Genomic DNA, 12,553 nt, shown 5'->3' on the forward strand with positions numbered 1-12,553 from the left:
CCGGCCGGGGCTTGCGCGGATTCGCGCCGGCCCAGCTTCCCCCTCCCGGCATTCCGCTCTACCCTTGCGCCACCCCAATCCAAGGATCTGCACGCGATGCACTGGATAACTCGCTCCGGCTGGCCGGGCAACCTGATCGCCCTGTTCGCCGGCGCCATCACCCCGCTGGCCCTCGCGCCCTTCGACCTCTGGCCACTGGCCCTGGTCTCCATCGCCCTGTTCTACCTCGGCCTGCGCGAGCTCGCACCCCGCCAGGCCGCAGCACGCGGCTGGTGCTACGGCTTCGGCCTGTTCGCCGCCGGCACCAGCTGGGTCTACGTCAGCATCCATGACTATGGCGCCGCCTCGCCGCCCCTGGCGGCCCTGCTGACCCTGGGCTTCGTGGCAGGTCTGGGCCTGTTCTTCGCCCTGGCCGCCTGGCTCTGGGCGCGCTGGTTACGCCGCAGCGAGGCGCCGTTGGCCGATACCCTGGCGTTTGCCGCCCTGTGGCTGGCGCAGGAGGCCTTCCGCGGCTGGTTTCTCACCGGCTTCCCCTGGCTCTATGCCGGTTACAGTCAGCTCGACGGCCCACTGGCCGGGCTGGCGCCCCTGGGCGGCGCCTGGCTGATCTCCTTCGTCCTGGCGCTGAGCGCCGCGCTGCTGGTCAACCTGCCCCAGCTGCGCGCACGCAAGGCCTTTCTCATCACCGGTATCGTCTTGCTGCTGGCGCCCTGGATCACCGGCCTCGCCCTCAAGCAGCATGCCTGGACCAGCCCCGCCGGCGCGCCACTGAAGGTCGCGGCAATACAGGGCAACGTCGAGCAGAACCTCAAGTGGGATCCGGCCCAGCTCAATGCGCAGCTGGCGCTGTACCGCGACCTGACGTTCAGCGCCCAACCCAGCGACCTGATCGTCTGGCCGGAAACCGCGGTGCCGGTGCTCAAGGAACAGGCCGGCGGCTACCTGGCGGTGATGGACCGTTTCGCCCGCGAACGTCAGGCCGCACTGATCACCGGCGTCCCCATCCGCCAGGCCAACGATCGCGGCGAGCCGCGCTACTACAACGCCGTCAGCGTGTTCGGCGAGGGCGGCGGCGACTACCTGAAGCAGAAACTGGTGCCGTTCGGCGAGTACGTGCCGCTGCAGGAGCTGCTGCGCGGTCTGATCGCCTTCTTCGACCTGCCGATGTCGGATTTCGCCCGAGGCAGCCACGACCAGGCCCTGCTGCGGGCCAAGGGCTACCGGGTTGCCACCTACATCTGCTACGAAGTGGTCTACCCCGAGTTCGCCGCCGGCCTCGCCGCGCAGAGCCAGTTGCTGCTGACGGTGAGCAACGACGCCTGGTTCGGCCGCTCGATCGGCCCCTTGCAGCACCTGCAGATGGCGCAGATGCGCGCCCTCGAGGCCGGACGCTGGATGATCCGCGCCACCAACAACGGCATGACCGCACTGATCGACCCCTTCGGCCGAGTCAGCGCGCAGCTGCCGCAGTTCCAGCAGGGCGTGCTGTACGGCGAGGTGGTGCCCATGCAGCGGCTCACCCCCTACCTGCAGTATCGCTCCTGGCCGCTGCTGATTCTCTGCGCCCTGCTGCTGGCCTGGGCGCTGCTGGCCAGCCGCATGGCCAAGACCCTCTGAACACACCCCGCGCCCAGCCGGCGCGGGCCGCTTACTCGCGGCCCGACTCTGCGCCGTAGAACAACGGGTAGGCGAGCAGACCGAGCGCCTCGTTGAGCAACAGGCCGCTCTGCCACAGAGCCTTGGCCTCGGGTAGCCAACCGCCGACAGGGCGGCCATTGGCCACGCCGAGAAAGCCCAGCGGCGCCGTCATCACCGCCAGCCCTTGCTGCTCGAAACACCACCGCGCCCGCGGCATGTGCCAGGCCTGGGTGACCAGCAGGACCCGCTCCATGCCGGCCGACTTGAGCAGCGCGGCGCTGTAGACGGCGTTTTCCCAGGTGGTCCGGCTGCGCCCCTCTTGCCAGCGCGCCTTCACCCCGAAGTCACGCTCCAGCACCTGCGCCATCAACGCGGCCTCGCTGGGCGGCTGACCGAAGTGCAGGCCACCGCTGATCAGCAACGGCAGGCCGCTGGCCTTGGCCAGGCGCGCACCATAGCGCAAGCGTTCCAGCGCCAGCGGACTGGGCTGATCGCCACCCCAGGCCGGGTCGTCCCGTTCGCGTCCGGCGCCAAGCACCACGATGGCATCGACCTGGCCAGCCAGTGCCGGCCAGCGCGCCTCGGCCATGGCGGGCTCGCGCTCGAGCAGGCGCGCCGACCACTCCACGGTGACCGGCAGGCTCAGCAGCCACAGCCCCGCCACAGCCGCGACGAAGCAGCCCGCAGCCAGGCGCGGAAAGCGCCTGCGCAAGCACCAGGCCGCCAGCAGCAGGAGCAACAGCCCGCCCGGCGGCATCAGCAGTTGCTTGAGGATGTAGCGAATCGGCATCACGCACCTCCATCGGGTGCGCGGAGCCTAGCGGGGATTTCTCGCTCGGAAAAGCTGCGAACCGCAGGACCGGCAGGCGTGCACAGCGTCAGTCGCCTGCCAGTCGGCGACCACTCCACAGAGGGCGCAACAGAGCTGAACCCGCTGCGAAGTCAATGGCTTGGACTTGGTCAGTTGCCGGTGGGCCGAGAGCCTGGCGAGCGGGCGGCGCTTGACCGCTTGCTTTGGCCAATGCTCGATCACCGCCAACTCCTCTGCTGCGGCATGCCAGCCGCGCAGCCAGTTGAGGTCGCGCGCCTGATAGGCGCGAATCAGCTCCAGTTCGGCCAGGGTCAGATCACGCAACTCCAGCTCGCACCCCGAACCTGCGGACTGGCATTCATCGCTTTCCGCTTCATCCAGGGCCAGGGCCAGACGCTGCAACAACCGCTCGTACAAACCACCGCTTCCCTGCGCTCTGCGCAACTCTCCCATAGTAAAACCCCTCACGGGCTCGGTTGGACAGCCCATATATCAAGCTTAGCGGCCACCTTCCGGGCGGTCGGATCCAGCGACAGACGGCGCGCGCAGGCTGGCAATGGCAAAGCCAGGCGCAATCAGGGTTTCCCTCAGCCGAGGGGGGTCATGTATGCTACGGCGTTTACCGAAAGCCCCCATTCCTCAGCGCCAGTAGCCATGCACGAACAGTATCAGCCACGCGAAATCGAAGCCGCCGCGCAATCCCACTGGGACGCGCAGAAATCCTTTGTAGTGAGTGAACAGCCGGGCAAGGACACCTTCTATTGCCTGTCGATGTTCCCCTACCCGAGCGGCAAGCTGCACATGGGTCACGTGCGCAACTACACCATCGGCGACGTGATCGCCCGCTACCAGCGCATGCAGGGCAAGAACGTGCTGCAGCCGATGGGCTGGGACGCCTTCGGCATGCCGGCGGAAAACGCCGCGATGAAGAACAAGGTCGCGCCGGCCAAGTGGACCTACGAGAACATCGACTACATGAAGACCCAGCTCAAGAGCCTGGGCCTGGCCATCGACTGGTCGCGCGAAGTCACCACCTGCAAGCCGGACTACTACCGCTGGGAACAGTGGCTGTTCACCCGCCTGTTCGAGAAGGGCGTTATCTACCGCAAGAACGGCACCGTCAACTGGGACCCGGTCGACCAGACCGTACTGGCCAACGAGCAGGTCATCGACGGCCGCGGCTGGCGCTCTGGCGCGCTGATCGAGAAGCGCGAGATCCCCATGTACTACTTCAAGATCACCGCCTACGCGGATGAACTCTTGAACAGCCTGGACGAACTGGATGGCTGGCCCGAGCAGGTCAAGACCATGCAGCGCAACTGGATCGGCAAGTCGCGCGGCATGGAAGTCAGCTTCCCCTATGACCAGGCCAGCATCGGCGAGAGCGGCACGCTCAAGGTCTTCACCACCCGCCCCGACACCCTGATGGGCGCCACCTACGTGGCGGTGGCCGCCGAGCACCACCTGGCCACCCTGGCGGCCAAGGACAATGCCGAGCTGCAGGCCTTCATCGACGAATGCAAGCGTGGCGGCGTCGCCGAAGCCGACATCGCCACCCAGGAGAAGAAGGGCCTGGCCACCGGCCTGTTCGTCGAGCACCCGCTGACCGGCGAGAAGCTGCCGGTGTGGGTCGCCAACTACGTGCTGATCCACTACGGCGACGGCGCGGTGATGGCCGTGCCGGCCCACGACGAGCGCGACTTCGAGTTCGCCCACAAATACGACCTGCCGATCAAGCCGGTGATCCGCACCAGCGCCGGCGACGAGACCCCAGCCCCCTGGCAGGACGCCTACGGCGAGCACGGCCAGCTGATCAACTCCGGCGCATTCGACGGCCTGGACTTCGAAGGCGCCTTCGACGCCATCGAAGTGGCCCTGCAGAACAAGCAGCTCGGCCAGGCGCGCACCCAGTTCCGCCTGCGCGACTGGGGCATCAGCCGCCAGCGCTACTGGGGCTGCCCGATCCCGATCATCCACTGCGACAGCTGCGGCGACGTACCGGTGCCGGAAGACCAGCTGCCGGTGGTGCTGCCCGAAGACGTGGTGCCCGACGGCGCCGGCAGCCCGCTGGCACGCATGCCCGAGTTCTACCAGTGCAGCTGCCCGAAATGCGGCGCGCCGGCCAAGCGCGAAACCGACACCATGGACACCTTCGTCGAATCGTCCTGGTACTTCGCCCGCTACGCCAGTCCGCAGTACACCGGCGGCATGGTCGATCCGGCGGCGGCCAACCACTGGCTGCCGGTGGACCAGTACATCGGCGGCATCGAGCACGCCATCCTGCACCTGCTGTACGCGCGCTTCTTCCACAAGCTGATGCGCGACGAAGGCCTGCTGTCGTCCAACGAGCCGTTCAAGAACCTGCTGACCCAGGGCATGGTGGTCGCCGATACCTACTACCGCCTGGCGGATAACGGCGGCAAGGACTGGTTCAACCCGGCCGACGTCATCGTCGAGCGCGACGCCAAGGGCAAGGTCATCGCCGCCAAGCTCGCCAGCGACGACCTGCCGGTGGAGATCGGCGGCACCGAGAAGATGTCCAAGTCGAAGAACAACGGCGTCGACCCGCAGGCCATGATCGATGCCTACGGCGCCGACACCTGCCGCCTGTTCATGATGTTCGCCTCGCCGCCGGACATGAGCCTGGAATGGTCCGACTCCGGCGTCGAGGGCGCCAGCCGCTTCCTGCGCCGCGTCTGGCGCCTGGCCCAGGCTCACGTCAGCGCCGGCCTGCCCGGCGCGCTGGACAAGGCGACGCTGAGCGACGCGCAGAAGGAGGTGCGCCGCGCCATCCACCTGGCGATCAAGCAGGCCAGCACCGATATCGGCCAGCACCACAAGTTCAACACCGCCATCGCCGCGGTGATGACCCTGATGAACGTGCTGGAGCGCACCTCGCTGGACAGCGCCCAGGATCGCGCCCTGCAACAGGAAGGCCTGGAAACCGTGGCCCTGCTGCTCGCCCCGATCGCCCCGCACATCTGCCACACGCTGTGGCACGAACTGGGCCACGAGGGCGCGATCATCGATGCACCCTGGCCGGCCGTGGACGAGGCCGCCCTGGTGCAGGACAGCCTGACCCTGGTGATCCAGGTCAACGGCAAGCTGCGCGGCCAGATCGAGATGCCGGCCAGCGCCAGCCGCGAAGAGGTCGAGGCGGCGGCGCGGGTCAACGAGAACGTGCTGCGCTTCACCGAAGGCCTGACGATCCGCAAGGTCATCGTGGTGCCGGGCAAGCTGGTCAATATCGTCGCCAACTGATTTAACAGGCCAATGGGGATAGCAAAGATGATGAAACGGAATCTGTTGGTAATCGGCCTGTCTGCGTTGCTCGGCGCCTGCGGCTTCCAGCTGCGCGGCACCGGCGAGGTCGACTTCGCCCTCAAGGAACTCGACCTCAGCGCGCGCAACGCCTATGGCGATACCACCCAGCAGCTGCGCGACGTGCTCGAGAGCAACGGCGTCAAGGTCTATCCCGGCGCGCCCTACCGCCTGGTGCTGAGCAACGAGAGCGAGCAGCGGCGCACCGCCAGCTACACCAGCTCCGCCCGTAGCGCCGAGAACGAGCTGACCACCACCCTCGATTATGAGATCCGCGGGACGCAGAACCTGCTGCTGATGAGCAACCAGCTGGAGGTACAGAGCTTCTATTCTCAGGACAGCAACAACCTGATCGGCTCCGACGAGGAGGCCCGTCAGCTGCGCCAGGAAATGCGCCGCGAGCTGATTCAGCAGCTGGTTCAGCGCCTGCGCCTGGTGACGCCGGAGCAGCTCGAGCAGCTGCAACGCACCGCCGAGGCCAAGGCCAAGGCGGAAGCCGAGGCACTGGAGGCCGCTCGCCAGCGCGCCGCCGCACAGCCACAGCAGTCACCACTGCAGCCCGCCCCTTAAGGCGCCCGGGGCCGCCACGCGGCCCCGCCCAGACGCTCGATGAAACTCAACCCCGCGCAACTCGGCAAACACCTGCAGGGCAACCTGGCGCCGGTGTATGTGGTCAGTGGCGATGAGCCGCTGCTCTGCCAGGAAGCCTGCGACGCCATCCGCGCTGCCTCCCGCCAGCAGAACTTCAGCGAGCGCCAGGTATTCAACGCCGAGGCCAACTTCGACTGGGGCAATCTGCTGCAGGCCGGCGCCAGCCTCTCGCTGTTCGCCGACAAGCGCCTGCTGGAACTGCGCCTGCCGTCCGGCAAGCCCGGGGACAAGGGCGCCCAGGCCCTGCTGCAGTACCTCAGCCGACCGCCGGAAGACACCGTGCTGCTGATCAGCCTGCCCAAGCTCGATGGCAGCGCCCAGAAGACCAAGTGGGCCAAGGCCCTGATCGACGGGCCGCATAGCCAGTTCCTGCAGGTCTGGCCGGTGGATGCCCACCAGCTGCCGCAATGGATCCGCCAGCGCCTGGCCCAGGCCGGCCTGAGCGCCAGCCAGGAAGCGGTGGAGATGATCGCCGTGCGCGTGGAAGGCAACCTGCTGGCGGCGGCCCAGGAGATCGAGAAACTCAAGCTGCTCGCCGAAGGCGGCCAGATCGATGCCGGCACCGTGCATGCCGCGGTGGCCGACAGCGCCCGCTTCGACGTGTTCGGCCTGATCGACGCGGCCCTGGGCGGCGAGTCCGCCCACGCCCTGCGCATGCTCGAGGGCCTGCGCGGCGAAGGGGTGGAGCCGCCGGTGATTCTCTGGGCCCTGGCCCGCGAATTGCGCCTGCTGGCCAATATCGCCCAGCAGCATGGTCAGGGCGTGCCCCTGGACAAGGCCTTCAGCTCGGCACGCCCGCCGGTCTGGGACAAGCGCCGACCGCTGCTCAGCAAGGCCCTGCAGCGCCACAGCGCCGCCCGCTGGGCGCAACTGCTGCTCGATGCCCAGCGCATCGACGCCCAGATCAAGGGCCAGGCCGCCGGCGACCCCTGGAGCGGCCTGAGCCTGCTGACCCTGGCCATCTGCGGCCAGCGCCTGGGGCTGCCCCGCGACACCGGCTATTGATCGTCACGCGCCGGCACCACCGCCCGCTGGACATTTTTTGATCAACGGATCATCATCGCGACGCCCGCAGCCGGCGGGCGGACGCCGAGGACCCACCATGGCCAAGAAAACCAAGCATGGCCCGAACAAGGCCAAATCCCTGATCGCCCAACCCCTGTTTCGCTGTCGCCAGCAAACCCCGGGCAAAGGCAAAGGCAGCTATCGCCGCGAAACCTCCCAGCAGCCCTGGGAGGTTTCATTCTTTATGGCGGCCTGAAAGCCCCGCCCCAAGCGCCTACGGCGCCTCAGGCATGCTAAGGTAGCGACCTGCAAAACCCATTGAGATCACCATGTCCAGCCTGTTTCTTCGTGGCCTGTCCCACACCGCCGCGGCCTCTTGTCTCCTGTTGTTGTGCGCCTGCAGCGAGGTGCCGGCACAACCGCTGCCCAGCCCCTCCACCGCCCAGGCCGACACCCCGGTGACGCCGACTGCCGTCGAACCGGTCCTGAGCTTCGAGCAATGGCGCAGCCTGCTGCGCAGTGACGCCATCGCCGCCGGCATCGCCGCCGAGCTATTCGATCGCGCCTTTGCCGGCGTCAGCCCCAATCCGGACGTGCTGGCAGCCGACAGCAGCCAACCCGAATTCACCCGCCCGGTGTGGGAATACCTCGACGGCGCCGTCTCGCCCAGCCGCATCGCCCAGGGCCGCAGCCTGCTCGAGCAGCATCGCGCCAGCCTGAGCAGGATCGAGCAGCGCTATGCCGTGGACGACGAGGTGCTGGTAGCGATCTGGGGCCTGGAAAGCAACTTCGGCAGCAATATCGGCAATCACAGCGTGATCCGCTCGCTCGCTACCCTGGCCTTCCAGGGCCGGCGCCAGGCCTTCTGGCGCAGCCAGCTGCTGGCCGTGCTGCAGATCCTCCAGCACGGTGACATCAGCCCCGAGCGCCTGGTCGGCTCCTGGGCCGGCGCCATGGGGCAGACCCAGTTCATGCCGACCACCTACAACCAGCATGCGGTGGATTTCGACGGCGACGGCCGCCGCGACCTGTGGAACTCGCCGGTCGACGCCCTGGCCTCGGCAGCCCACTACCTGCAGGCCTCGGGCTGGCAGCAAGACCAGCCCTGGGGCTTCGAGGTCAAGCTGCCGGAGCGCTTCGACTACAGCCTGGCCGACCCGGACAACCGCCGCAGCCTGGCCGAGTGGTTCGCGCTGGGCATCAGCCCCATGGGCCCGACAGGCAGCGGCCTGCGCCAGACGAGCAGCGCCACCCTGCTGCTGCCGGCCGGGCATCGCGGCCCGGCCTTCCTGCTGCTGAACAACTTCCGCAGCATCCTCAAGTACAACAACTCGACCTCCTACGCCCTGGCGATTGGCCTGCTGGCCGATGGCCTGCGCGGTGGCGCTGGCGTCAAGGCCAGCTGGCCCCGCGGCGAGCGCCAGCTCGGCCGCAGCGAACGCATCGAGTTGCAGGAAAGGCTGGCACGCAATGGCCTGGAGCCCGGCCCGGCCGACGGCATCATCGGCGCCAATACGCGCAAGGCGGTGCGCGCCTTCCAGCAGCTGCAGGGACAGCCAGCCGACGGCTACCCGAACCACCAGCTGCTCGAGTTGCTGCGCCAGCGCTGAGTGCAGCGTGCAGCGTGCAGCGTGCAGCGTGCAGCGTGCAGCGTGCAGCGTGCAGCGTGCAACAAGGCGACCCCAGGGTCGCCTTTTTTCATGTCGCCAGCGTTCGCCCGTCGATAGGCGCGTGTCTCTTGTCTCGCGCGGCGCGCCGGCTGATGGAGGGCCCACCGCACCACCAGCAGAGCTGGCCGCCGGGCGGCGCAAACCGCTTCTGTGATAAACTTCGCGGCGGCCACAAGCCTCTCGCCAATTGGAGCCTCTACCGGAGTCCAGATTTCCGATGTCAGACAGCAAACCCGTCGCCAGCGGTGACAAATTCCGCACCGTCCAGGGCATCACCGCGATCAAGGATGGCCAGAAGCGCCGTGCCGCCGCCGAACCCCAGGTATTCGAACCCAAGCCCAAATGGCTGCGGGTCAAGGCGCCTGGCGGCAGCCGCTTCGAAGCAGTCAAGCGCAACGTCGGCGAGCACCGTCTGAGCACCGTCTGCCAGGAATCGCACTGCCCGAACATGGGCGAATGCTGGTCCAACGGCACCGCCACCATCATGCTGATGGGCTCGGTGTGCACCCGGGCGTGCCGCTTCTGCGCGGTGGATACCGGCAACCCGAATGGCTGGCTGGACCAGGAAGAGCCGCAGAACACGGCCAAGTCCGTCGAGCTGATGGCGCTGCGCTATATCGTGCTGACCTCGGTGGATCGCGACGACCTCGATGATGGCGGCGCCAGCCACTACGCCACCTGCGTGCGCGCGATCAAGAGAAATACCCCGCAGGTGGTGGTGGAAGCCCTGACCCCGGACTTCGACGGCGACCTGCAGGCCATCGAACAGGTGGTGGATTCCGGCCTCGAGGTGTTCGCGCAGAACGTCGAAACGGTCAAGCGCCTGACCCACGTGGTGCGTGACCCGCGCGCCGGCTACGAGAAGACCCTGAACGTACTGGCACATGCCAAGCGCCACCGCCCGGACGTGCTGACCAAGACCAGCCTGATGCTGGGCCTGGGCGAAACCGATGAAGAGGTCGTGGAAACCATGGACGACCTGCGCGCCGTCGGCGTGGACATCCTCACCCTCGGCCAGTACCTGCAGCCCACCCGCAACCACCTGCCGGTCAAGCGCTGGGTCAGCCCCGAAGAGTTCAATCGCTTCCGCGAGATCGGCCTGGCAAAGGGCTTCATGGAAGTCGCCGCCGGCCCCCTGGTGCGTTCCAGCTACCGGGCCGACAAGGTGTTCGAGAAGAACAACCTGGGCCTGGCCGCACCGGTGCCGGTACCGGGCCAGGACGTTGACGCCAGCCTGATTCCGACTCTCAATCTGAACTGATCGCTTGCCTTCCCCGGATTACGCCTTCGGCTGATCCGGGTTACGGGGTGGCGTACCCCAGCCGCTGGCGCAGCGCTTGCTCGAGGCGCTGCGTCACCTCCTCGAAGGCCGGCGGTACATCGAGCAGATCCCGCAGCTGGACCATTTTCAGCCCCGCATAGCCGCAGGGGTTGATCCGCCAGAAGGGCGACATGTCCATGTCCACATTGAGCGCCAGGCCGTGGAACGAGCAGCCGCGGCTGACCCTCAGGCCCAACGAGGCGATCTTGTCGCCGTCGACGTACACCCCGGGCGCATCGGCCTTCGGCGCCGCCGCCACGCCATAGCTGGCCAGCACATCCACCAGGCTCTGCTCCATCGCGGTGACCAGCTCGCGCACGCCCAGGTTCAGGCGGCGCAGATCCAGCAGCAGGTAGGCCACCAGCTGGCCCGGGCCATGGTAGGTGACCTGGCCGCCGCGCTCGACCTGAATCACCGGAATGTCGCCCGGCGCCAACAGGTGCTCGGGCTTGCCGGCCTGGCCCTGGGTGAAGACCCGGGGATGCTGCAGCAGCCAGATTTCATCGGGCGTCAGCGCGTCGCGCTCGGCGGTCAGCCGGCGCATCGCGTCCAGGGTCGGCAGATAGTCCACCACGCCAAGATGGCGTACGACCAGCTCGGACACTAGAGCACCATGTGCACGCGGCCGGTGGCGCGCAGGTCGACGTGGATGGCCTGCAGCTGCTCGACGCCGGTGGCGGTGATCAGCACCTGCACCGAGAGGAAACGGCCATTGCGGCTGTCGCGCACCACCAGGGAGGTCGCGTCGAGGTCCGGCGCGTGGCGCTGGATCACCTCGACCACCAGCTCGGCGAAGCCCTCGCCGGCGTCGCCGATCACCTTGATCGGATAGCGTTCGCAGGGGAATTCGATTTTCGGGGCTTTTGCTTCGGTATCGGTCATGGCATCAGCGGGCTTGTGGCCCGTCCAGAAGAGCGCGCCCCGGGTTGAGGGCGCGCGAGGGCAGAATCAATTGAACAGTCCGTAGAAGAACAGGCGAATGCTATCCCACAGGCGGCGCAGCAGGCCACCCTCGTCGACGGACTCCAGGGCCACCAGGTCGGCGCTGTGCACCACCTCGTCACCCAGTTTCACCTCGACCTTGCCGATCACTTCGCCCTGCTGGATCGGCGCCATCAGTTGCGGATTGAGGGTCATGCCCGCCTGCAGCTTGTCCAGCTGGCCCTTGGGCAGGGTCAGGGTCAGATCGCTGGCCAGACCGGCCTTGAGCAGGCTGGAGGTGCCTTTCCAGACCTGGGCCTGGGTCAGCTCGGCGCCCTTCTGGTAGAAGGTGCGGGTCTCGAAGAAGCGGAAACCATAGGTCAGCAGCTTCTGCGTCTCGGCGGCGCGGGCCTGCTCGCTGTTGGTACCGAACACCACCGAGATCAGGCGCATGCCGTCACGCACCGCGGAGGACACCAGGCAGTAGCCGGCCTCGTCGGTATGCCCGGTCTTCAGGCCGTCGACGGTCTTGTCACGCCACAGCAGCAGGTTGCGATTGGGCTGCTTGATGCCGTTCCAGAGGAACTCTTTCTGCGCGTAGATCGCATAGTGCTGCGGGTCTTCGTAGATGATCGCGCGCGCCAGCTTGGCCATGTCCTTGGCCGACGAGTAGTGCTCCGGGTCCGGCCAGCCGGTGGCGTTGCGGAACTGGCTGTTGCTCATGCCCAGGCGTTCGGCGGTGGCATTCATCATGTCGGCGAAGGCTTCTTCGCTGCCGGCGATATGCTCGGCCAGGGCCACGCTGGCGTCGTTGCCGGACTGGATGATGATGCCGTGCAGCAGGTCGTCGACCGCGACCTCCTTGCCGACCTCGATGAACATCTTCGAGCCGCCCATGCGCCAGGCCTTCTCGCTGATGCGGACCAGGTCGCTGCCCTTGATCTGGCCGCGATTGATGTCCAGGGTCGCCAGGTAGGCGGTCATCAGCTTGGTCAGGCTGGCCGGCGGCAGGCGCTCGTCGGCATTGTGCTCGATCAGGACGTTGCCGCTGGCCGCATCCATCAACACATAGGACTTGGCCGCCAGCTGCGGCGGCGCCGGGATCACCATCTGGCTGGCCCAGGCGGCCGGCGCGATGAGCAGCAGAAGGGACAAGAAAACGCGTTGCGCAAAGCTGGTGGTATTCATCCGTCTCTCGAGTGTGCGATGGGTGGA

The 12,553-nt window shown here is 67.3% G+C and carries 12 protein-coding genes; 7 read left to right on the top strand and 5 right to left on the bottom strand.

What is annotated here, in order from left to right; translation table 11 throughout:
• Nucleotides 1-96 precede the first annotated feature (96 nt).
• Nucleotides 97-1,617: an apolipoprotein N-acyltransferase gene (gene lnt, locus AB5S05_RS15180; RefSeq protein ID WP_369288362.1), complete on the top strand. Its 1,521-nt coding sequence runs from the start codon at nt 97-99 to the stop codon at nt 1,615-1,617.
• Nucleotides 1,618-1,648: 31 nt separating this feature from the next.
• On the opposite strand, the gene AB5S05_RS15185 is transcribed toward lnt, so the two are convergent.
• Both AB5S05_RS15185 and AB5S05_RS15190 read right to left on the bottom strand, forming a co-directional pair.
• A complete protein-coding gene (locus AB5S05_RS15185; protein ID WP_369288363.1) occupies nt 1,649-2,428 on the bottom strand; it encodes a YdcF family protein in 780 nt (259 codons plus the stop codon).
• A gap of 27 nt (nt 2,429-2,455) precedes the next feature.
• Entirely contained in the window at nt 2,456-2,902 is a 447-nt protein-coding gene (locus AB5S05_RS15190; RefSeq protein ID WP_438943583.1) for a hypothetical protein, read from the bottom strand.
• A 201-nt stretch (nt 2,903-3,103) separates the two neighbouring features.
• Between AB5S05_RS15190 and leuS the strand changes: the two genes are divergently transcribed.
• The 6 genes from leuS (at nt 3,104) to lipA (ending at nt 10,357) form a co-directional block, all read left to right on the top strand.
• On the top strand, nt 3,104-5,710 hold the full coding sequence (leuS, locus tag AB5S05_RS15195; RefSeq protein ID WP_369288365.1) for a leucine--tRNA ligase: 2,607 nt from the start codon (nt 3,104-3,106) through the stop codon (nt 5,708-5,710).
• Nucleotides 5,711-5,737: 27 nt separating this feature from the next.
• Nucleotides 5,738-6,340, top strand: coding sequence for an LPS-assembly lipoprotein LptE (locus tag AB5S05_RS15200; protein WP_369288366.1), 603 nt, complete (start codon nt 5,738-5,740; stop codon nt 6,338-6,340).
• 39 nt (nt 6,341-6,379) lie between these two features.
• On the top strand, nt 6,380-7,426 hold the full coding sequence (gene holA / locus AB5S05_RS15205) for a DNA polymerase III subunit delta (RefSeq protein ID WP_369288367.1): 1,047 nt from the start codon (nt 6,380-6,382) through the stop codon (nt 7,424-7,426).
• A 97-nt stretch (nt 7,427-7,523) separates the two neighbouring features.
• Entirely contained in the window at nt 7,524-7,682 is a 159-nt protein-coding gene (gene arfA / locus AB5S05_RS15210; RefSeq protein ID WP_369288368.1) for an alternative ribosome rescue factor ArfA, read from the top strand.
• 73 nt (nt 7,683-7,755) lie between these two features.
• A complete protein-coding gene (locus AB5S05_RS15215; protein ID WP_369288369.1) occupies nt 7,756-9,036 on the top strand; it encodes a lytic murein transglycosylase in 1,281 nt (426 codons plus the stop codon).
• Between the two features lie 277 nt (nt 9,037-9,313).
• Nucleotides 9,314-10,357, top strand: a complete 1,044-nt coding sequence (gene lipA, locus AB5S05_RS15220; RefSeq protein ID WP_369288370.1) for a lipoyl synthase — start codon at nt 9,314-9,316, stop codon at nt 10,355-10,357.
• A 40-nt stretch (nt 10,358-10,397) separates the two neighbouring features.
• On the opposite strand, the gene lipB is transcribed toward lipA, so the two are convergent.
• From lipB to AB5S05_RS15235, 3 genes are all read right to left on the bottom strand, one after another.
• Nucleotides 10,398-11,021, bottom strand: coding sequence for a lipoyl(octanoyl) transferase LipB (gene lipB / locus AB5S05_RS15225; RefSeq protein WP_369288371.1), 624 nt, complete (start codon nt 11,019-11,021; stop codon nt 10,398-10,400).
• Complete coding sequence (locus AB5S05_RS15230) at nt 11,021-11,299, bottom strand: DUF493 domain-containing protein (RefSeq protein ID WP_369288372.1); 279 nt, start codon at nt 11,297-11,299, stop codon at nt 11,021-11,023. The genes lipB and AB5S05_RS15230 overlap by 1 nt, the downstream gene beginning before the upstream one ends.
• Before the next feature lie 66 nt (nt 11,300-11,365).
• Nucleotides 11,366-12,526 carry a D-alanyl-D-alanine carboxypeptidase family protein gene (locus AB5S05_RS15235; RefSeq protein WP_369288373.1) on the bottom strand — a complete coding sequence of 387 codons (1,161 nt, stop codon included), beginning with the start codon at nt 12,524-12,526 and terminating at the stop codon, nt 11,366-11,368.
• Nucleotides 12,527-12,553: the final 27 nt, after the last annotated feature.

Source organism: Pseudomonas zhanjiangensis (assembly GCF_041027545.1).
Classification (GTDB): Bacteria; Pseudomonadota; Gammaproteobacteria; order Pseudomonadales; family Pseudomonadaceae; genus Aquipseudomonas; species Aquipseudomonas zhanjiangensis.

What these genes read in the sequence shown, in the direction of transcription:
- lnt (WP_369288362.1), top strand. Translation starts at nt 97, where the DNA reads ATGCACTGGATAACTCGCTCCGGCTGGCCGGGCAACCTGATCGCCCTG.
- AB5S05_RS15235 (WP_369288373.1), bottom strand. Translation starts at nt 12,526, where the DNA reads ATGAATACCACCAGCTTTGCGCAACGCGTTTTCTTGTCCCTTCTGCTG.
- AB5S05_RS15200 (WP_369288366.1), top strand. Translation starts at nt 5,738, where the DNA reads ATGATGAAACGGAATCTGTTGGTAATCGGCCTGTCTGCGTTGCTCGGC.
- AB5S05_RS15215 (WP_369288369.1), top strand. Translation starts at nt 7,756, where the DNA reads ATGTCCAGCCTGTTTCTTCGTGGCCTGTCCCACACCGCCGCGGCCTCT.
- holA (WP_369288367.1), top strand. Translation starts at nt 6,380, where the DNA reads ATGAAACTCAACCCCGCGCAACTCGGCAAACACCTGCAGGGCAACCTG.
- AB5S05_RS15190 (WP_438943583.1), bottom strand. Translation starts at nt 2,902, where the DNA reads ATGGGAGAGTTGCGCAGAGCGCAGGGAAGCGGTGGTTTGTACGAGCGG.
- leuS (WP_369288365.1), top strand. Translation starts at nt 3,104, where the DNA reads ATGCACGAACAGTATCAGCCACGCGAAATCGAAGCCGCCGCGCAATCC.
- AB5S05_RS15185 (WP_369288363.1), bottom strand. Translation starts at nt 2,428, where the DNA reads ATGCCGATTCGCTACATCCTCAAGCAACTGCTGATGCCGCCGGGCGGG.
- arfA (WP_369288368.1), top strand. Translation starts at nt 7,524, where the DNA reads ATGGCCAAGAAAACCAAGCATGGCCCGAACAAGGCCAAATCCCTGATC.
- AB5S05_RS15230 (WP_369288372.1), bottom strand. Translation starts at nt 11,299, where the DNA reads ATGACCGATACCGAAGCAAAAGCCCCGAAAATCGAATTCCCCTGCGAA.
- lipA (WP_369288370.1), top strand. Translation starts at nt 9,314, where the DNA reads ATGTCAGACAGCAAACCCGTCGCCAGCGGTGACAAATTCCGCACCGTC.